The sequence below is a fragment of the Enterobacter sp. 18A13 genome, assembly GCF_007035975.1.
Taxonomy (GTDB): domain Bacteria; phylum Pseudomonadota; class Gammaproteobacteria; order Enterobacterales; family Enterobacteriaceae; genus Enterobacter; species Enterobacter vonholyi.
This window is the reverse complement of sequence record NZ_AP019634.1, coordinates 1,959,019-1,978,137: the sequence shown is the minus strand read 5'-3', so window position 1 is coordinate 1,978,137 and position 19,119 is coordinate 1,959,019. Positions and strand designations below refer to the sequence as shown.

Below are 19,119 nucleotides of genomic sequence, written 5' to 3'. Positions count from 1 at the left end.
TAGAGTGCGGCCATGAGCAGAAATACTGAACACGATACCCGCGAACATCTACTGGCAACCGGCGAGCAGCTTTGCATGCATCGCGGGTTTACCGGTATGGGGTTGAGCGAGTTATTAAAAACCGCTGAGGTACCGAAGGGGTCGTTTTATCACTACTTCCGGTCCAAAGAGGCCTTTGGCGTGGCGATGCTGGAGCGTCATTATGCTGGCTATCACCAGCGTCTGGCGACCCACTTTGCGTCGGGTGAGGGAAACTACCGGGATCGTGTTCTGAATTACTATCAGGAAACGCTGAACCAGTTCTGCCAGCAGGGCATTATCAGCGGATGCCTGACGGTCAAACTGTCTGCCGAAGTGTGCGATCTTTCCGAAGATATGCGCTCGGCGATGGATAAGGGTGCCCGCGGCGTAATCGCCCTGCTGGCCCAGGCGCTGGAAAAAGGCCGCGAAGAAAAAACGCTGGCCTTTTCCGGCGACCCCTTAATGCAGTCTCAGGTGCTCTACTCCCTCTGGTTAGGAGCCAACCTGCAGGCAAAAATTTCGCGCAGTGCCCTGCCGCTGGAAAGCGCGCTGGCACATGTGAAAAACAGTATTACTGCGCCAGGCGTATAACGGGCGCTTTTTATTTACCTTATTACTAGTCGACTGGTCTACTCAGGAGTCTTTATGTCAGCTGAAAAACTGTTTACCCCATTGAAAGTGGGTGCCGTCACGGCGCCAAACCGCGTGTTTATGGCTCCGCTGACCCGTCTGCGCAGCATTGAGCCGGGTGACATCCCCACCCCCCTGATGGGCGAATACTATCGTCAGCGCGCAAGCTCTGGCCTGATCATTACGGAAGCCACACAGATTTCTGCTCAGGCGAAGGGTTATGCGGGCGCGCCGGGCCTTCACAGCCCGGAACAGATCGCCGCATGGCAGAAAATTACCGCAGGCGTTCACGCTGAAGAGGGTCGCATTGCGGTCCAGCTGTGGCATACCGGTCGTATCTCTCACAGCAGCATTCAGCCTGGCGGCCAGGCTCCGGTCTCCGCTTCGGCCCTCAGTGCAAATACCCGCACTTCCCTGCGTGATGAAAACGGTAATGCGATCCGCGTGGATACCTCTATGCCACGTGCCCTGGAGCTGGATGAAATCCCGGGTATCGTTAACGACTTCCGCCAGGCCGTGGCCAACGCTCGTGAAGCCGGTTTTGACCTGATTGAGCTGCACTCCGCGCACGGCTACCTGCTGCACCAGTTCCTGTCACCGTCGTCTAACCATCGCACCGACCAGTACGGCGGCAGCGTCGAAAATCGCGCTCGCCTGGTACTGGAAGTGGTTGATGCCGTATGTCAGGAGTGGAGCCCGGATCGTATCGGGATCCGCGTTTCCCCAATCGGTTCTTTCCAGAACGTCGACAACGGTCCGAACGAAGAAGCCGATGCACTGTACCTGATCGAAGAACTGGCTAAACGTGGCATCGCTTATCTGCACATGTCCGAGCCGGACTGGGCCGGCGGCAAGCCATACACTGAGGCTTTCCGTCAGAAAGTGCGCGAACGTTTCCACGGGGTCATCATTGGTGCAGGGGCGTATACGCCGGAGAAAGCCGAAGATCTGATTAATAAAGGGCTGATTGATGCCGTCGCGTTTGGCCGTGACTACATCGCCAACCCGGATCTGGTTGCTCGTCTGCAGAAAAAAGCAGCGCTCAACCCGCAGCGTCCGGAAAGCTTCTACGGCGGCGGCGCGGAAGGCTACACCGACTACCCTTCACTGTAATCTCGCCATTGTTCATTGATAGCGGCGACAGTTCGCCGCTATACTAAAACATCGTTTCTGATCAAAAAGCTTTTTTATTCCATTGGTTAATGAGGAAATTATGCGCCTACTTCACACCATGCTGCGCGTTGGCGACCTGCAACGTTCTATCGATTTCTACACTAACGTCCTGGGCATGAAGCTGCTGCGCACCAGCGAAAACCCGGAATACAAATACTCGCTGGCGTTCGTGGGTTACGGCCCGGAAACGGATGAAGCAGTGATCGAGCTGACCTACAACTGGGGCGTTGACAGCTATGAGCTGGGCACGGCCTACGGCCATATCGCGCTGGAAGTGGATAACGCGGCCGATGCGTGCGAACGCATTCGCAAAAATGGCGGTAACGTTACGCGCGAAGCGGGCCCGGTAAAAGGCGGCACCACCGTGATTGCGTTTGTTGAAGATCCGGACGGTTACAAAATCGAGCTGATTGAAGCCAAAGACGCCGGTCGCGGTCTGGGCAACTGATCCCTCAGGGCGCAACGTGCGCCCGTAGTTTTACTGCATCACCCCGCAAAATTTGCCATAATGCGCTCTGCTTTTTCCCCATGTAAGAGACCCTGATGTCCGATAACGCTCAATTTAGCGGTCTGTGCGACCGTTTTCGTGGTTTTTATCCCGTTGTCATTGATGTAGAAACAGCCGGATTTAACGCTAAAACCGATGCGCTGCTCGAAATTGCCGCCATCACGCTGAAGATGGATGAACAGGGCTGGCTTACACCGGACACCACGCTGCATTTCCACGTTGAACCTTTCGAAGGGGCAAACTTACAGCCGGAAGCGCTGGCGTTTAACGGTATCGATCCGCATAACCCGCTGCGCGGTGCCGTCAGTGAATATGATGCGCTGCACGCCATTTTTAAAATGGTGCGTAAAGGCATGAAAGAGAGCAACTGCAGCCGCGCCATTATGGTGGCCCATAACGCCACCTTCGATCACAGCTTTACCATGGCTGCCGCGGAGCGCGCATCGCTCAAACGCAACCCCTTCCACCCTTTTGTCACCTTCGACACCGCCGCATTGAGCGGCCTGGCGCTGGGACAAACGGTGTTATCTAAAGCCTGCATTACGGCTGGCATTCCGTTCGACGGAACGCAGGCGCACTCCGCTCTATACGATACGGAGCGCACCGCAGAGCTGTTCTGTGAGATCGTCAACCGCTGGAAGCGTCTTGGCGGCTGGCCGCTGCCGATGGGTGACAGCGAAGAATAAAAAAAAGCGACCTTATCTGGTCGCTTTTTTATTTGCGCAGAAAATTACTCTGCGTCCGGCTCTTCCGTTTTGTACTTCGCCGCCGTCTCTTTGATCAGCTGCTGCAGTTCGCCGCGCTGATACATTTCAATCAGGATATCGCAGCCGCCAACCAGTTCGCCGTCAACCCACAGCTGTGGGAAAGTCGGCCAGTTAGCGTACTTAGGCAGCTCAGCGCGGATGTCCGGATTCTGCAGGATATCAACGTAAGCAAAACGCTCACCACAGGCTGACAGCGCCTGAACCGCTTGTGCGGAGAAGCCGCAGCTTGGCAGCTTCGGAGAACCTTTCATATACAGCAGAATCGGGTTTTCAGCGATCTGGCGCTGGATTTTTTCAATAGTGGTGCTCATGTCTTGCTTCCTTTAACTTCTGTTACGGCATTCGTCTGACATTGTAGCGGTTCAGACTGGCATCGGAAAATAACATTTTTGTCACGTTTATATATTCTACCCCGAGTCACGAAAAGTTGCATTGCAAATGGTGTTTACCCCTGCCGCATTCAGGGTTTTGCTTAGGGAGCGGGCAAATGTGCGACAGAACGATGAATTTTTTTGCACTTGCTAACGAAACACGATTGTAGATTGAAAAATGCTATTAACTTTCTGGCTTTTTATAGATTAGAATCGACGGGCTTTGTAAATCACACGCGGGTATTATTGATGACCTGCATTTATCAGGGGACTGCCCAGTGGCGCGGATAAATAAAATCTCGATCACGCTCTGTGCTTTACTGTTTACTTCACTCACTTTCACGCCAGTGGCAAACGCCTCTCAGCAGGCGCGGCATTCTGCTGTACAAAAAAACCATCTGGTGAAAGCCACAGAACGTAAGAAAAAAACCACCGCTAAGAACGACAAGAAAAAAACACCGGCTCAGACGAAACAGACCGCTTCCAGCAAAACAAAAACAAAACCTTCCCGCACTGCCCACTCTGCCAAAAGTAAAGCTTCGCAAACCGCCTCTAACCTCGTTACTGAAAAATGCATCACGCGTAAAGGCCATAAGGCGAAATGCACGAAGGTCACGAAAATTGCGGAAGTGCATAAAGTGCGCGTACAGAAAGCGCAAAAAACCGCGATGAATAAGCTGATGGGGCAGATTGGTAAACCTTATCACTGGGGTGGGACTTCGCCGCGTACCGGTTTTGACTGCAGCGGCCTCGTCTATTACGCCTATAAAGATCTGGTCAAGTTCCGCATTCCGCGCACCGCCAACGAAATGTACCACCTGCGCGATGCCTCACCGGTTGACCGCGGTGAGCTGGAAAATGGCGATCTGGTGTTCTTCCGCACCCAGGGCCGCGGGACGGCTGACCACGTTGGCGTCTATGTCGGCAACGGAAAATTCATCCAGTCTCCACGTAGCGGTCAGGATATTCAGATCACCTCTCTCAGTGAAGACTACTGGGTACGCCACTACGTCGGCGCGCGCCGCGTGATGACGCCGAAAACCATTCGCTAACCCCTACCCTGCCACACCCGTGGCAGGGTAAGTTCCTCTTTTGCATACCCTTTCAATTTGCTATCCTGTCCTTGTTGTCTGTGTGGTTATTGGCAACGCAAAATACAATAAGGAGAGAAGCAATGTCGTTCGAATTACCTGCACTACCGTATGCAAAAGACGCCCTGGCACCGCACATTTCTGCGGAAACCCTGGAATATCACTACGGCAAACATCACCAGACTTACGTCACCAACCTGAACAACCTGATCAAGGGCACCGATTTTGAAGGCAAAACGCTGGAAGAGATCGTCCGCAGCTCAGAAGGTGGCGTATTCAACAACGCCGCTCAGGTGTGGAACCACACCTTCTACTGGCACTGCCTGGCGCCGAATGCCGGCGGTGAACCTGCCGGTGAACTGGCTACCGCCATCAACGCCGCCTTTGGCAGCTTCGCGGACTTCAAGGCGAAATTCACCGATGCCGCCATCAAGAACTTCGGTTCAGGCTGGACGTGGCTGGTTAAAGAGGCGGATGGCAAACTGGCTATCGTATCCACCTCTAACGCGGGCACCCCGCTGACCACCAGCGCGAAGCCGCTGATGACCGTGGACGTATGGGAACACGCTTACTACATCGATTACCGTAACGCGCGCCCGAACTACCTGGAACACTTCTGGGCACTGGTTAACTGGGACTTTGTGGCGAAGAACTTCGCCGCGTAAAAGACACGCAGAAGGGTTCGCCCTTCTGCGTTTTTGGTTTATTCCGCAGCGCAGGCTGCTTCTGGCTGTTTACGACCCGACATCATCACCAACAGCAGGCCGAGCGCGGCAATGATTGCCCCCATCACCGGCACAAAGCTGTATCCCAGACCACCTGAAATAACGGCCCCACCGGCCGCCGCACCGAGCGCATTGCCCAGGTTAAAGGCACCGATATTGACCGAGGATGAGAGGCCCGGCGCTTCATGCGCAACACGCATCACGCGCATCTGCAGCGGTGGCACCACGGCGAACGTTGCTGCACCCCAGACGACCATCGCCATCGCGGCGCCAAACTCGTTACGCGCCAGCCACGGAATGGCGATCATGATGACAATCAGCAGGGTTAAGAAGCCCTTCAGCGTCCCGCTCACGGAACGGTCGGCAAATTTCCCGCCGAGATAGTTACCAATCGAGAAGCCCACGCCAATCAGCACCAGCATCGCGGTCACAAAGAGAGGCGTTGCGTGGGTGATATCGTGCAGTACCGGTGAAATATAGGTATAGAGGGTAAACATCGCCCCTGCCCCGAGAACGGTGGTAAGCAGCGCGGAAAGCACCTGCGGGCGCATCAGCACCGCCAGCTCCTTACGCACTTCCGGACGTTCTCCGGCGCTGCCTTTCGGCAGGGAGAAGAACAATGCCACCATCGCGACCACGCCCAGCCCGGCCGTCGCCAGGAAAGACATACGCCAGCCGATCGCTTCTCCCAGCCAGGTTGCAGCAGGAACACCGCCGATGTTAGCGATGGTCAGCCCCATAAACATGGTGGCCACGGCGCTCGCCTGCTTATGTTTTGGCACCACGCTTGCCGCCACGACCGACCCCAGCCCAAAGAACGCGCCGTGGTTGAGGCTTGTCAGAATACGCGACAGCATCAGCGTGGTGTAGTCCGGCGAAATGGCCGAAAGCACGTTGCCGAGGGTGAAAATCGCCATCAGGAAAATCAGCGCATTGCGGCGCGCGCGATGAGAAAGGAGAAGCGTCATCAGCGGCGCTCCCACCATCACGCCGATAGCGTAGGCGCTGATCAACATGCCTGCCGCAGGGATCGAGACGTCCACGCCGCGGGCGATGACGGGCAGTAACCCCATCGGGGAGAATTCAGTGGTGCCAATCCCAAAAGCGCCAATCGCCAGGGCCAGCAGGGGAAAATTGATTTTCATGCGTCAACTCCGGATACCGTGTCATGTGGTGACACAGAACAAAGAAGCGGAAAGCATGACATCAATCACAAAAAATGAGAAGTTAACAAAATGGCAAAAGATTTTTGCCAGAGAAGTAACAATCCGGGGAGTCGGGAGGGAGAAGGCTCTCCCTCCGCGTAAATCAGTGCAGCGCAGCCGTCAGACCGGCCGCAACAATCAGAGCCAGCACAACAACGGTGGTGAACAGCGAAAACTTAAGATCGGAACTCATCAATTTTCCTCCTTTTAATCCCCACACGAAAAGTGAGCTTGCTCATTTTTGCACAGATTACGTCAAAAATCTTCCTGGATTTATACTGATAACCACTTTACCTCTTCCCCTTTTCATCAAGATAGGACAAAATTCCACGCTAAATTTATTAGCGTACCGGCCATTGACCCCCTCCTGACGTCCCGTGTCGTTTTCCCGGCGTGCCGCAATTCAAGATTGCGTGATAAGGGTGAGAGAAGGCAAACGTTTACCTTCAAGTTTTTCAGGAGCTTAGGATATGGTCTGGAGTGACATTTAATGGCAACAATTAAAGACGTAGCAAAACGCGCAAACGTTTCCACTACAACCGTATCACATGTAATTAACAAAACCCGCTTTGTGGCGGAAGAGACGCGCAACGCCGTCTGGGCAGCGATCAAGGAGCTGCACTATTCGCCAAGTGCGGTCGCGCGTAGCCTTAAGGTTAATCACACCAAGTCCATTGGATTGCTGGCGACCAGCAGTGAAGCGGCCTATTTTGCCGAGATCATTGAAGCGGTTGAAAAAAACTGCTTCCAGAAAGGCTATACCCTGATTCTGGGCAACGCGTGGAACAGCATTGAAAAACAGCGCGCCTACCTGTCGATGATGGCTCAGAAGCGCGTTGACGGCCTGCTGGTAATGTGTTCCGAGTATCCGGAATCCGTGCTGTCGATGCTCGAAGAGTATCGCCACATCCCCATGGTCGTAATGGACTGGGGCGAAGCGCGTGCAGATTTCACCGACTCCGTTATCGACAATGCCTTTGAAGGCGGTTATATGGCCGGCCGTTACCTGATCGAACGCGGTCACCGCGAGATTGGCGTGATCCCGGGTCCGCTGGAGCGCAACACCGGGGCGGGCCGTCTTGCCGGTTTTATGAAAGCGATGGAAGAAGCGCTGATCACCGTGCCGGAAAACTGGATCGTGCAGGGCGACTTTGAGCCGGAATCAGGCTACCGCGCAATGCAGCAGATCGTTTCCCAGCCGCACCGTCCGACCGCCGTTTTCTGCGGGGGTGACATCATGGCCATGGGCGCGCTCTGCGCCGCCGATGAACTGGGTCTGCGCGTACCGCAGGATATTTCCGTGATCGGGTATGACAACGTGCGTAACGCGCGCTTCTTCACCCCAGCGCTGACCACCATTCACCAGCCGAAAGATTCGCTGGGCGAAACGGCCTTCAATATGCTGCTCGACAGGATCGTCAACAAGCGCGAAGAGTCGCAGTCCATTGAAGTTCACCCGCGCCTGATTGAACGCCGTTCCGTTGCGGACGGTCCGTTCCGCGACTACCGTCGTTAATCCCTTTACGGGGCCAGCTACGCTGGCTCCCGTAACCATTCCCGGTTCAGCGTTTCGCTGTCCCCCAGATAATCCAGCAGCCAGGCCATGGCGGGGGAGACATCATTTTGTTGCCAGGTCAGGCAGCAGGCCGCGTCCGGGAACGGATTTTCCAGCGTCAGTTCAACCCATTCGCCGGTATCGATGCGCGGACGCGCAAAATGAACGGGCACCATCGCGACGCACAGTCCGGCACTGAGGCACGTCGCCGACGATTCCCAGTCCGGAGCCACCACCCGCCGCTGGTTGTCCAGAAGCCAGGTGATACGCTTGGGCAATGAACGGGACGTATCCTCCAGCACCAGCGAGGGCCAGTTGCGCAGCGTATCGTCGCTAAGCGGCCCGTCCATCGCTGCCAGAGGATGATCGCTGGCCACCACGCATTTCCAGCTCAGCATCCCCATGTCGCGAAAGGCGTAACGTCCCCCGACCGGGATCGCCTGCGTCGCGCCAATCGCCATCTCCGCCCTGCCGTCCGCCAGCGCATCCCACACCCCGTTGAACACCTCCTGCGAGACCCGCAGCTCAACGTCAGAGAAATGACGATAGAAATCGACAATCATCTGTCGGGTGCGTTCCGGCTTCACGATGTTATCCACCGCGATGGAAAGATGTCCCCGCCAGCCGTTGGCGATCTGCTGGCACTGTTCGCGGGTGATCTGCATTTTTTTGATAACAGAACGCCCTTCCTTCAAAAACCACGCCCCGGCGGGCGTCAATTCCACGTCACGATGCCGCCGCTCAAACAGCGGAACCGCCAGCCACTCCTCCAGTTGACGCACCGTGTAGCTGATGGCCGAAGGGACGCGGTGCAGCTCCTGCGCCGCACCGCTGAAGCTGCCGTTACGCGCGACAGCATCGACCACTTCAAGAGAATAATCTGACCACATTTTCTGCCTGCAAAAAATTTGAATGCACCCGCCAAATATTAGCGTTTCACAAGCGGCTTTGCACTCCCTACACTCAGCGCCAATGTATACCTGCCTCCTCAGGAGAATAAAATAATGCAACCCAGGAACGGTTTTTTAGTCTGGCTCGGCGGCTTAAGCGTGCTGGGCTTTTTGGCCACCGATATGTACCTGCCGGCTTTTGCCGCGATGCAGGAAGATTTGCAAACCCCCGCTGCCGCCATCAGTGCCAGCCTGAGTTTGTTCCTCGCCGGTTTTGCTTTTGCACAGCTGCTCTGGGGACCGCTCTCGGATCGCTTTGGTCGTAAACCGGTACTGCTGCTGGGTCTGGCCATTTTTGCGGTGGGGTGCCTGGGGATGTTATGGGTACGCGACGCCACCTGGCTGCTGGTGCTGCGCTTCGTTCAGGCCGTGGGCGTCTGTGCCGCGGCCGTGACCTGGCAGGCGCTGGTGACTGACTACTACCCGGCTAACCGCACAAACCGTATTTTCGCCACCATTATGCCGCTGGTGGGCCTCTCCCCTGCCCTGGCTCCGCTGCTGGGCAGCTGGATCCTCGCGCACTTTGACTGGCAGGCCATTTTTGCCACGCTGTTTGCCATCACGCTGGTGCTGATGCTGCCGGCGTTTGCCCTCAAGCCTGCGCATAAAAAAGAGGCGCATGCCGACGCGAAGCCGATTACCTTCACCTCACTGTTGAGCGCCAAAGCGTATCGCGGGAATGTCCTGATCTATGCCGCCTGCTCGGCAAGCTTCTTCGCATGGCTCACCGGCTCGCCGTTCATTCTGCACGATATGGGCTACAGCCCGGCAGCCATCGGCCTGAGCTATGTTCCGCAGACAATCGCGTTCCTTGTGGGCGGGTACGGCTGTCGCGCGGCGCTGCAAAAATGGGAAGGCCAGCAGATGCTGCCATGGCTGCTGGTGCTCTATGCGCTGAGCGTCATCGGGACCTGGGCCGTTGGCTTTATTCCGGGTGCCGGTCTGGCCGAAATTTTGATCCCGTTCTGCGTGATGGCCATTGCGAACGGGGCGATTTACCCTATCGTTGTGGCGCAGGCGCTGCGTCCATTCCCGCAGGCAACAGGCCGCGCCGCCGCGCTGCAGAACACCCTGCAGCTGGGTTTGTGCTTCCTGGCAAGCCTGGTGGTCTCGGCGCTGATTGCTACGCCGCTTTTGACCACCACCAGCGTGATGCTGTTCACCGTAGCGCTGGCGGTATTGGGCTATCGCATGCAGGCCTCCGCGCAGCGTGAGCAGGATAACGGTGCTCAGGTGGAAACCTCGCATGCCTGATTGCGCCAGAAATCATGTTATATTTCAGTGATTAGGTTGCTAACAATTTTCTATTGAATCACCAAATTTTGAAGCCTATACTAAATTTGGTTCGATTAAATACGATAAATATTAAGTGTTAACGGGAGCCGGAGTGCTCCCGTTTTACCATGGAAGGCATTTCGGCAAGGGTTATCTCCCTTCCTCTGTTCTACGTCGGATACTAGCCTCGCGGTATTTACCGTGAGATTTCTCACAAACCAAAAAAAGCGTCTACGCTGTTTGAAGGTTCTGATCACATCAGGGTGATGGAGAAGCTATGAGTTCATCGTGTATAGAAGAAGTCAGCGTTCCGGACGACAACTGGTCCCGGATCGTCAGTGAACTGTTAGGTCGAGCAGGCATCACTATCAACGGATCTTCGCCATCCGATCCCCAGGTTAAACATCCCGACTTTTTTAAACGCGTGTTGCGGGAAGGGTCGTTAGGCCTGGGAGAAAGTTATATGGACGGCTGGTGGGATTGTGAACGGCTGGATATCTTTTTTGCCAGCGTGTTGCGTGCCGGTCTGGAAAATCAACTCCCCCGCAATCTGAAAGACACTTTGCGTGTCGCCTCTGCCCGACTGTTTAACTTGCAAAGTAAAAAACGCGCCTGGATCGTCGGCAAAGAGCATTACGATCTCGGCAATGACCTGTTCAGCCGCATGCTGGACCCTTTCATGCAATACTCCTGCGCCTACTGGAAAGAGGCCTCGACGCTTGAAGAGGCTCAGCAGGCGAAGCTGCGTCTGATTAGCGAGAAGCTGCAGCTACAGCCCGGCATGCGCGTGCTGGATATCGGCTGCGGCTGGGGTGGGCTGGCATATTTTATGGCGAAGCATTATGGCGTCAGCGTGGTCGGCGTGACGATCTCAGCGGAACAGCAAAAAATGGCGCGGGAGCGCTGCCAGGATCTCGATGTGGATATCAGGCTGCAGGACTACCGTGACCTGAATGAACAGTTTGACCGGATTGTTTCCGTCGGCATGTTCGAGCACGTGGGGCCAAAAAACTACGATACCTATTTTGAGGTGGTGGACCGGAATCTGAAACCGGACGGCATCTTCCTGCTGCACACCATCGGCTCTAAGCGGACCGACAACAACGTTGACCCGTGGATCAACAAATACATCTTTCCGAATGGCTGTTTACCGTCCGTTCGCCAGATTGCCAACGCCAGTGAACCCCATTTCGTGATGGAAGACTGGCATAACTTTGGCGCGGACTACGACACCACCTTAATGGCATGGCATGAACGTTTCCAGAAAGCCTGGCCAGAGATTGCGGACAACTATTCTGAACGATTCAAACGAATGTTTAGCTATTATTTGAATGCCTGCGCGGGGTCGTTTCGCGCACGGGATATTCAGCTCTGGCAGGTGGTATTCAGCCGTGGGATAGAACACGGACTGCGTGTCGCACGCTAAAAAAATAACCCCGGATATCCGGGGTTATTTTTTATTCTTCTTCGGCGGTCTTTATTATTGCGGCTTCTTTTGCTGCCAGCACGCGCTCAACCGTATCAACCACAGCCTGGGTCTGCGGATCGATTTCGATATTCACGCGATGCCCCAGTTTTTTCGCGCCCAGCGTGGTGCGCTGCAGCGTTTCAGGAATTAAATGCACGCAAAAACGCGTTGGCGTCACTTCCCCTACCGTCAGGCTAATCCCGTCAATGCCAATAAATCCTTTATAGAGAATGTATTTCATTAATGACGGGTCCTGCATTTTAAACCAGATTTGACGGTTATTTTCCGAGGTCACGATTTTCGCCACTTCGGCGGTGGTCATGATGTGCCCCGACATAAGATGACCGCCAATCTCATCGCTGAACTTCGCCGCGCGCTCAACGTTGATGGTATCGCCTACCACCAGCTCGCCCAGGTTAGTGATCCGCAGCGTCTCTTTCATTAAATCAAAGCTAATCTGGTTGCCGTTAATTTCGGTAACGGTCAGGCAGCAGCCGTTATGGGCAATCGACGCGCCGGTTTCAATGCCCTCAAGCATATATTCCGGCAGCTCAACAACATGAGTACGGAAATTAGGTTTTTCATCAATGGACACCACTTTGGCAGTGCCCTGCACAATACCAGTAAACATGCTTACAACTCCTGTTTTTTCCAGACGGTGGTGGCACCGTTTAATCCCTCCACAATAACAGTTGGAAAAACAGGTTGCCAGCAGAGCGCATTTTCTGGCGATTTTTTCACTAGATAAATAGCTAAAGCCCGCTACAATAGCTGGCACCCCCCTGCATTTTCTTCTTGCTGCCAGTTTCGGCGCCTTTTTTAGTCTCTCATATAACTACAAAATAAAGGTGTTCACGTGCAGAAGTACATGAATGAAGCGCGCCAGCTATTGGCACTGGCTATACCAGTGATCGTCGCGCAGGTGGCCCAGACCGCAATGGGATTTGTGGATACGGTAATGGCAGGTGGCTACAGCGCCACCGACATGGCGGCCGTTGCTATCGGCACGTCAATCTGGCTTCCGGCCATCCTGTTCGGCCACGGTCTGCTGCTCGCACTCACCCCTGTTATCGCTCAGCTCAATGGTTCGGGGCGCCGCGAGCGCATTGCCCATCAGGTCCGCCAGGGCTTCTGGCTGGCAGGATTTGTCTCGGTGCTGATTATGGTCGTGCTCTGGAACGCGGGCCATATCATTCGCGCTATGCATAATATTGATCCGGCACTGGCGGACAAAGCCGTGGGTTATTTGCGCGCGCTGCTCTGGGGTGCGCCTGGCTACCTCTTCTTCCAGGTGGCGCGTAACCAGTGTGAAGGCCTGGCGAAAACCAAGCCCGGCATGGTGATGGGCTTTATCGGGCTGCTGGTCAACATTCCCGTTAACTATGTCTTTATTTACGGTCATTTCGGGATGCCGGAGCTGGGCGGCGTCGGCTGCGGCGTGGCGACGGCCGCCGTTTACTGGGTAATGTTCTTCTCGATGCTTACCTTCGTGAAGCGCGCCCGCTCCATGCGCGATATTCGTAACGAGCACAGATTCAGCACGCCGGACTGGAACATCATGACGCGTCTGGTGCAGTTAGGGTTGCCGATTGCCCTCGCGCTGTTCTTTGAGGTGACCCTGTTTGCCGTGGTCGCCCTGCTGGTCTCCCCGCTGGGCATTGTGAACGTCGCCGGGCACCAGATCGCGCTGAACTTTAGCTCCCTGATGTTCGTCCTGCCGATGTCGCTGGCGGCGGCGGTGACGATTCGCGTAGGCTTCCGCCTGGGCCAGGGCTCAACGCTCGATGCGCAAACGGCCGCCCGAACCGGACTGGGCGTCGGCGTCTGCATGGCGATCTGTACTGCGCTCTTTACCGTTGCATTACGCGAGCAGATCGCTCTGCTCTATAACGACAATCCGGAAGTCGTCACGCTGGCATCGCACCTGATGCTGCTGGCCGCGATTTACCAGATTTCTGACTCCATTCAGGTGATTGGCAGCGGCGTGCTGCGCGGCTATAAAGACACGCGTTCCATCTTCTTTATCACTTTCATCGCCTACTGGGTGCTGGGTCTGCCGTGTGGCTATATTCTGGCCCTGACCGACCTGGTGGTTGAGCGCATGGGGCCGGCAGGGTTCTGGATGGGCTTTATCATCGGCCTGACCTCGGCGGCGATTATGATGATGATGCGCATGCGCTTCCTGCAGCGCCAGCCATCAACGGTCATTTTGCAACGCGCTGCACGTTAACGACGCAGTAGCCGCCGCCTGGCGGCTACTTTCTCTTCACTTTGCGCGGTAATACAGCAATCGCGTGAAATCAGAGAGAAAATTGCATTTTCCCTCTTGCCACCTCGATGCTGTGCCGCTAATATTCGTCCCCGTTGTCACCGACAACACGTTGCGTTCATAGCTCAGTTGGTTAGAGCACCACCTTGACATGGTGGGGGTCGTTGGTTCGAGTCCAATTGAACGCACCATTCTGCGTCCGTAGCTCAGTTGGTTAGAGCACCACCTTGACATGGTGGGGGTCGGTGGTTCGAGTCCACTCGGACGCACCATTTCAGTCCTGAAATGGTGCAACTCCTCTTCTGATATCCTGAATTTTCCTAATCCCTTATTTTCTTCATTGTTCTCCTGCTACGCTTTTCCTATGGAAAAAAACACAGGAAACGTGTTGATGAAGAAGATCGCGATTATCGGCTCCGGCCCCACAGGGATTTACACCTTTTATCACCTGCTTAAGAACAGCACGCCGCTCTCCGTTTCCGTTTTCGAACAGGCCGATGAAGCCGGCGTGGGAATGCCCTATAACGACGACGATAATTCCCGGCTGATGCTGGCGAACATTGCGAGCATTGAAATCCCGCCCATTTTTATGACCTACCTCGACTGGCTCAAGGAACAGAGCGACGCCCATCTGTCGCGTTTTAAGGTTGATAAAGCCAGCCTGCACGATCGGCAGTTCCTGCCGAGGATCCTGCTGGGGGAGTATTTTCGCGACAGCTTTCGATCAATCGTAAAAGAGGCGAAAAAGCTGGGGTTCCAGGTTGAGATCCATGAATCAGCGAAGGTCACCGACATCAACCCTTCGACAACCGGCGTGACGATTTCGGTCAACGACCGCGCCCTACCGGATAAATTCGACCTGGCGGTTATCGCCACCGGCCACGTCTGGCCAGAGGAGGATGAAGCCACGCGCACGTTCTTCCCAAGCCCGTGGTCCGGCCTGATGGATGCCAGCATTCCCCCTTGCCGCGTGGGCATTATGGGCACCTCGTTGAGCGGTCTCGACGCGGCTATGGCGGTGGTGATGCAGCACGGTGAGTTTAGTAACGGTAAATTCATCCTCGACAACGGCAGCGAAGGGTTACACATTACGCTGATGTCCCGGACGGGCATTCTGCCGGAAGCCGATTTTTACTGCCCTATTCCTTACGAACCGCTGTCGGTTTTGACCGAATTCGTGGTGGAAAGCGAGATAGCCAAAGGACCGGATGGCCTGCTTGACCGCATTTTTGCCCTGATGGTCAAAGAGCTTCAGCTTGCCGATCCGGCATGGTGCGAGAAAATGTCTCTGCATACGCTGAATGCGGACACTATTCGTGAGGCCTGGTTTGAGGATCGTAAACGCCACGGCCCCTTTACCTGGGCGGAAGAGAATCTCAACGAGGTTGAACGCAACAAACGGGAACGCCGTACCGTGGCCTGGCGCTATACCGTGCTTCGGCTGCATGAAGTGGTTCAGGAAATCGTCCCCCATCTCGATGAGCAAGACGGTGAACGCTTCAGTCAGGGGCTGGCTCGGGTATTTATCGACAATTATGCCGCCATTCCTCCGCAGTCTATCCGCAGGCTGCTCGCACTTCGCGAAGCCGGCATCATCAGCGTGGCCGCGCTCGGTGACGACTACACGCTCGACGTTGGCAGCGATCGAACGGTGATAACCACAAAAGAGACCGTCTATCGTTTCGACGTATTTATTGACGCACGCGGACAAAAGCCGCTCAAAACGAAAGATCTGCCCTTCCCGACGCTGCGAAAACAGCTGGAAGCAACGGGAGATCGGATACACGATATCGGCGAGGATTACACCTTAAAAGCGCCTGACACCGTGCGCGGACGCATCGCCTTCGGCGCGATACCGTGGCTGATGCACGACCGTCCCTTCGTTCAGGGGCTGGCAGAATGTGCTGAGATTGCAGAAGCGATGGCGAAGGCGGCTGAAAAACCCGCGTCGGGATCGCGGAGAAGGTTACCGTATATTGAGATCTGACAGGGCTTCCATGCCCTGCTGTTGGTAATTACTCGAAGAAGACTTCCGGGTTTTCCGACAGCGAAACGAAACTTTTAGTCGCTTTATCCAGCGCGAGGATTTCGCCGCTTTCAATATCGTACACCCAGCCGTGCAGTCGGATGGAGTTATTACGCAGGCCCACCGCAACGGACGGATGGGTCTTGATGTTGCTCAGCTGCGCAAAGACGTTTTCCTGCACCATCGCATTGACCTTATCGATCGGCTTATCCCAGGTTTTCTTCTCAACCACGGCTTTTGCCGCGTCGGAATAGCGCAGCCAGTGTGACACCGCAGGCATCGGCTCCAGGTTCGCGTTATCGGCAATCGCCTTCATCGCGCCGCAGTTGGAGTGACCGCAAATCACGATATCCGTGACGCCCAGCGCCACGACGGCGTATTCGATGGTTGCGGACACACCGCCTGGCTCCGGTCCGAACGGCGGCACAATGTTGCCAGCATTACGAATGACAAAGAGTTGTCCAGGCTCTTGCTGGGTGACCAGTTCCGGGACCAGACGGCTGTCGGAGCATGAGATGAACAGCGCTTTGGGATTCTGGCTGGACGCTAAACTGCGGAAGAGTTCTTTACGTTGCGGGAAAATCTCTTTTTGAAAGCTGAGAAAACCTTCAATGATATGTTGCATAGCAATGTCTCTTTTATCTGTTTTAGTTTAGGCATGATCGAGATCACACTCGTAAAGTTTACCCATCGTGGTTTACTTCAGACAAGCAATATATTTCTGGCCCGACCGCTGCACGATCTCGTCCGCACTGGCCAGGATGTTCTGCCCTTCGAACGCGCCGTAAAGACGTTCAAAGGTTTTGCCTTCGAGATGGCTCACCACCGACGCCACCGTTCGGGCCGGCAGCGGGAGATAATTCGGATAGCTCCACATAAACGAGACGGCGTCTTTACCCGGCGTGACCTGCAGAATATCGCCCACCAGCAATACCCCGTCCCCCTCCTGCCAGTGCAGCACCGTCCCCCCGGCAAAATGCCCGCCCAGACGCAGCAGGGTAACCGACGGGCAAATCTCCAGCGCATCCCCCTCCCAGAAATGAATGGCAGGGCTGTCGCGCATGACCCACTCTCTGTCGCTGGCGTGCAGGTACACCGGCGCGTCAAACGCCGCAGCCCACTCCTGCATCGTGGTGTAATAGTGCGGGTGTGAAATCGCAATCGCGCTGATGCCGCCGAGCGAGGCGATGAGGGTTTGGGTTGCGGCATCGAGGTTGGCGATACAGTCCCAGAGAATGTTGCCGTGCGGCGTTTGCAGAAGCAGCGCCCGCTGGTTAATCGCAAACGCCGGGACCGTTTTGATACCGAACAATCGCGGCTCCAGCTGCTGCCATTTGTTGCTGTGCGTCGCGTTGACGGTATCGAGATCGGTCCACGCCTGCCCAGTGATGGGCACATACTGGCGTTCATCCTCACAAATTGGGCATCTGTCCGGCTGCGTATCGTAGGCGGTTCCACAGGTTTTACAGAGTGTAATCATGTGCTCTCCTCAGCGATAAAGCACTGAGTATGGCAGGGATTATCCTTATGTGCTGCGAGGTACATTGCTGGCTTTTTTTGCCCTATACTGTGCCAGTATCGAAAACTGAACAGAGCAGGTGCAACATGGAAATTGATCTCGATAACTTAGTCTTTAACGGTCTGGATGAAGCAGAAGAGCGTAATGCGGAACGTCTGGACGATGCAGACAAAAAAGCGCAGGCGATTGTCGCCGACGACGACTGCGGCGACGCCTGCAAGATCTAATAAAAAAAGCACCGGGAAACCGGTGCTTTTTTTATTTCACTCGTTAAACGTCACGCACACCTCGTTCCAGTAGGTTTCGCGCGTGCGGCGCAGTTCAGCGTGACGTTTTATCATGGAACCACTCCGGGTCAATGTTGGCAACGTCTACGCCATACAGGCTGGCGACAGGCAGTATCGACTCAAGAACACGTTGCGCGCTGTTCTCCGCATTCGCTGGCCGGGCCGCAAAAAACCGCCGTAACGTGCTGATCCACTTTTTCATCGTCTTACCCTCTCTCGCCGTGTCTGACCTCAGTTAAGCACCCCAATCCCGTGCAGGGGAAATACCAAAATCCACTGTCTATGTGCAGGATCTGCAAATAGCACCCCGTCCTTTTCACGCTTCATTAACACCTTGTTCACTAATGCTTTTTTGCTCATAGCAAAGAACGATTTCTTATTTGGCGATAGCTTTCCCTTATGGGAGCGTAACGGGGTAAAACAAAAACAACGGGATGGCGAATGACTATGGCAGCAAATATGAAAGGGTTTACCAAACGGACACTGGTTCTGGGATTACTGGCGGCGGGGAGCCTGCTTTCAGCGCAGGCACAGGCCGATCAGCTGGCGGATATTAAGGCAGCAGGGGTGGTGAAAGTGGCCACGTTTGACGCCAACCCGCCGTTTGGCTCGATTGATGCCAAAACGCATGAGATCGTGGGTTATGACGTGGACTTTGCCAAAGCGCTGGCAAAATCGCTCGGCGTGAAGCTTGAACTGGTTGCCACCAATCCGGCCAACCGCATTCCGCTGCTGCAGTCCGGCAAAGCCGACCTGATCGTGGCGGATATCACCATCACCCCGGAACGCGCACAGGTCATTGATTTTTCTACGCCTTACTTCGTTACCGGCCAGCAGTTCCTCGTTCCGGCAAAATCACCGGACAAGCTTGATGACTATAGCCGGGCGCGCATTGGCGCAGTCAAAGGAACGACGGGCGAGCAGGCGCTGCACCAGCGTTTCCCACAGTCCCGCGTCCTCTCTTATGACGACATCCCGCTGGCGTTGACCGCACTGCGCAATGGCAACGTCCAGGCCATTACCCAGGACAGCACCATTCTGGCCGGCCTGCTGGCGCAGGCGCCGGACAAAGCCAACTTCAAAATCCTGCCCGACCTGCTCAGTAAAGAAGAGATTGGCGTAGGGGTGAAGAAAAGTGAAACGGCGCTGCTGAAGGCCGTTAACGACGAACTGGTTAATCTCGAGAAGACCGGTCAGGCGGCAAAAATCTATGATGTCTGGTTTGGTCCTGGCACCCCTGCTCCACAGCCGCGCGCCTTTAAAATAGAAGCCAGGTAAT

Annotated in this window: 21 protein-coding genes and 2 tRNA genes; 15 read left to right on the top strand and 8 right to left on the bottom strand. The window is 55.2% G+C overall.

Features of this window, described 5'->3' with window-relative positions; all coding sequences use genetic code 11:
- The first annotated feature begins 12 nt into the window (after window positions 1-12).
- From FOY93_RS09765 to rnt, 4 genes are all read left to right on the top strand, one after another.
- Window positions 13-612, top strand: coding sequence for a TetR/AcrR family transcriptional regulator (locus FOY93_RS09765; RefSeq protein WP_111965654.1), 600 nt, complete (start codon window positions 13-15; stop codon window positions 610-612).
- Window positions 613-666: 54 nt separating this feature from the next.
- Entirely contained in the window at window positions 667-1,764 is a 1,098-nt protein-coding gene (locus FOY93_RS09760) for an alkene reductase (RefSeq protein ID WP_115874861.1), read from the top strand.
- A 100-nt stretch (window positions 1,765-1,864) separates the two neighbouring features.
- Complete coding sequence (gloA, locus tag FOY93_RS09755) at window positions 1,865-2,272, top strand: lactoylglutathione lyase (protein WP_008500591.1); 408 nt, start codon at window positions 1,865-1,867, stop codon at window positions 2,270-2,272.
- A 95-nt stretch (window positions 2,273-2,367) separates the two neighbouring features.
- Window positions 2,368-3,018 carry a ribonuclease T gene (gene rnt, locus FOY93_RS09750; protein ID WP_061098432.1) on the top strand — a complete coding sequence of 217 codons (651 nt, stop codon included), beginning with the start codon at window positions 2,368-2,370 and terminating at the stop codon, window positions 3,016-3,018.
- 44 nt (window positions 3,019-3,062) lie between these two features.
- Here the strand turns inward: rnt and grxD are convergent, their stop codons facing one another.
- On the bottom strand, window positions 3,063-3,410 hold the full coding sequence (gene grxD, locus FOY93_RS09745; protein ID WP_003832760.1) for a monothiol glutaredoxin 4: 348 nt from the start codon (window positions 3,408-3,410) through the stop codon (window positions 3,063-3,065).
- Window positions 3,411-3,748: 338 nt separating this feature from the next.
- Between grxD and FOY93_RS09740 the strand changes: the two genes are divergently transcribed.
- Both FOY93_RS09740 and sodB read left to right on the top strand, forming a co-directional pair.
- Window positions 3,749-4,522, top strand: coding sequence for a C40 family peptidase (locus FOY93_RS09740; RefSeq protein ID WP_133294243.1), 774 nt, complete (start codon window positions 3,749-3,751; stop codon window positions 4,520-4,522).
- A 122-nt stretch (window positions 4,523-4,644) separates the two neighbouring features.
- Window positions 4,645-5,226 (top strand): superoxide dismutase [Fe], encoded by a 582-nt coding sequence (sodB, locus tag FOY93_RS09735; protein WP_023311353.1) that lies wholly within the window; start codon window positions 4,645-4,647, stop codon window positions 5,224-5,226.
- Window positions 5,227-5,264: 38 nt separating this feature from the next.
- On the opposite strand, the gene FOY93_RS09730 is transcribed toward sodB, so the two are convergent.
- Both FOY93_RS09730 and cydH read right to left on the bottom strand, forming a co-directional pair.
- On the bottom strand, window positions 5,265-6,431 hold the full coding sequence (locus FOY93_RS09730) for an MFS transporter (protein WP_115874859.1): 1,167 nt from the start codon (window positions 6,429-6,431) through the stop codon (window positions 5,265-5,267).
- Between the two features lie 163 nt (window positions 6,432-6,594).
- Entirely contained in the window at window positions 6,595-6,684 is a 90-nt protein-coding gene (cydH, locus tag FOY93_RS09725) for a cytochrome bd-I oxidase subunit CydH (RefSeq protein WP_008500596.1), read from the bottom strand.
- A gap of 297 nt (window positions 6,685-6,981) precedes the next feature.
- On the opposite strand from cydH, the gene purR reads away from it, so the two are divergent.
- Window positions 6,982-8,007: an HTH-type transcriptional repressor PurR gene (purR, locus tag FOY93_RS09720; protein ID WP_008500597.1), complete on the top strand. Its 1,026-nt coding sequence runs from the start codon at window positions 6,982-6,984 to the stop codon at window positions 8,005-8,007.
- Between the two features lie 17 nt (window positions 8,008-8,024).
- On the opposite strand, the gene punR is transcribed toward purR, so the two are convergent.
- A complete protein-coding gene (gene punR, locus FOY93_RS09715; RefSeq protein ID WP_048222755.1) occupies window positions 8,025-8,936 on the bottom strand; it encodes a DNA-binding transcriptional activator PunR in 912 nt (303 codons plus the stop codon).
- Between the two features lie 114 nt (window positions 8,937-9,050).
- On the opposite strand from punR, the gene punC reads away from it, so the two are divergent.
- Together punC and cfa are read left to right on the top strand one after the other, a co-directional pair.
- Window positions 9,051-10,250: a purine nucleoside transporter PunC gene (gene punC, locus FOY93_RS09710; RefSeq protein ID WP_143345013.1), complete on the top strand. Its 1,200-nt coding sequence runs from the start codon at window positions 9,051-9,053 to the stop codon at window positions 10,248-10,250.
- 298 nt (window positions 10,251-10,548) lie between these two features.
- Window positions 10,549-11,697 carry a cyclopropane fatty acyl phospholipid synthase gene (gene cfa / locus FOY93_RS09705; protein WP_143345012.1) on the top strand — a complete coding sequence of 383 codons (1,149 nt, stop codon included), beginning with the start codon at window positions 10,549-10,551 and terminating at the stop codon, window positions 11,695-11,697.
- A 31-nt stretch (window positions 11,698-11,728) separates the two neighbouring features.
- On the opposite strand, the gene FOY93_RS09700 is transcribed toward cfa, so the two are convergent.
- Complete coding sequence (locus FOY93_RS09700; RefSeq protein ID WP_095442481.1) at window positions 11,729-12,370, bottom strand: riboflavin synthase subunit alpha; 642 nt, start codon at window positions 12,368-12,370, stop codon at window positions 11,729-11,731.
- Window positions 12,371-12,595: 225 nt separating this feature from the next.
- Between FOY93_RS09700 and mdtK the strand changes: the two genes are divergently transcribed.
- From mdtK to FOY93_RS09680, 4 genes are all read left to right on the top strand, one after another.
- A complete protein-coding gene (gene mdtK, locus FOY93_RS09695; protein WP_111965646.1) occupies window positions 12,596-13,969 on the top strand; it encodes an MdtK family multidrug efflux MATE transporter in 1,374 nt (457 codons plus the stop codon).
- Between the two features lie 153 nt (window positions 13,970-14,122).
- Window positions 14,123-14,199: transfer RNA gene (locus FOY93_RS09690), tRNA-Val, on the top strand.
- Window positions 14,200-14,203: 4 nt separating this feature from the next.
- Window positions 14,204-14,280, top strand: a tRNA-Val gene (locus FOY93_RS09685).
- Between the two features lie 119 nt (window positions 14,281-14,399).
- Window positions 14,400-15,995: an FAD-NAD(P)-binding protein gene (locus FOY93_RS09680; RefSeq protein WP_143345011.1), complete on the top strand. Its 1,596-nt coding sequence runs from the start codon at window positions 14,400-14,402 to the stop codon at window positions 15,993-15,995.
- Between the two features lie 28 nt (window positions 15,996-16,023).
- Here FOY93_RS09680 and FOY93_RS09675 read toward each other — a convergent pair whose 3' ends face one another.
- The gene (locus tag FOY93_RS09675) at window positions 16,024-16,659 is read right to left on the bottom strand and encodes a carbonic anhydrase (protein ID WP_109844381.1); all 636 of its coding nucleotides are present in this window, start codon (window positions 16,657-16,659) and stop codon (window positions 16,024-16,026) included.
- Between the two features lie 72 nt (window positions 16,660-16,731).
- On the bottom strand, window positions 16,732-17,514 hold the full coding sequence (locus FOY93_RS09670) for an MBL fold metallo-hydrolase (RefSeq protein ID WP_133294236.1): 783 nt from the start codon (window positions 17,512-17,514) through the stop codon (window positions 16,732-16,734).
- A 125-nt stretch (window positions 17,515-17,639) separates the two neighbouring features.
- Between FOY93_RS09670 and FOY93_RS09665 the strand changes: the two genes are divergently transcribed.
- Complete coding sequence (locus FOY93_RS09665) at window positions 17,640-17,780, top strand: hypothetical protein (protein WP_003857665.1); 141 nt, start codon at window positions 17,640-17,642, stop codon at window positions 17,778-17,780.
- A 94-nt stretch (window positions 17,781-17,874) separates the two neighbouring features.
- Here the strand turns inward: FOY93_RS09665 and FOY93_RS23525 are convergent, their stop codons facing one another.
- Window positions 17,875-18,042 carry a hypothetical protein gene (locus FOY93_RS23525; protein ID WP_038419198.1) on the bottom strand — a complete coding sequence of 56 codons (168 nt, stop codon included), beginning with the start codon at window positions 18,040-18,042 and terminating at the stop codon, window positions 17,875-17,877.
- A 245-nt stretch (window positions 18,043-18,287) separates the two neighbouring features.
- Here FOY93_RS23525 and FOY93_RS09660 point away from each other — a divergent pair, with 245 nt between their 5' ends.
- Window positions 18,288-19,118 carry an ABC transporter substrate-binding protein gene (locus FOY93_RS09660; protein ID WP_172621914.1) on the top strand — a complete coding sequence of 277 codons (831 nt, stop codon included), beginning with the start codon at window positions 18,288-18,290 and terminating at the stop codon, window positions 19,116-19,118.
- The last annotated feature ends 1 nt before the right edge of the window (window position 19,119 follow it).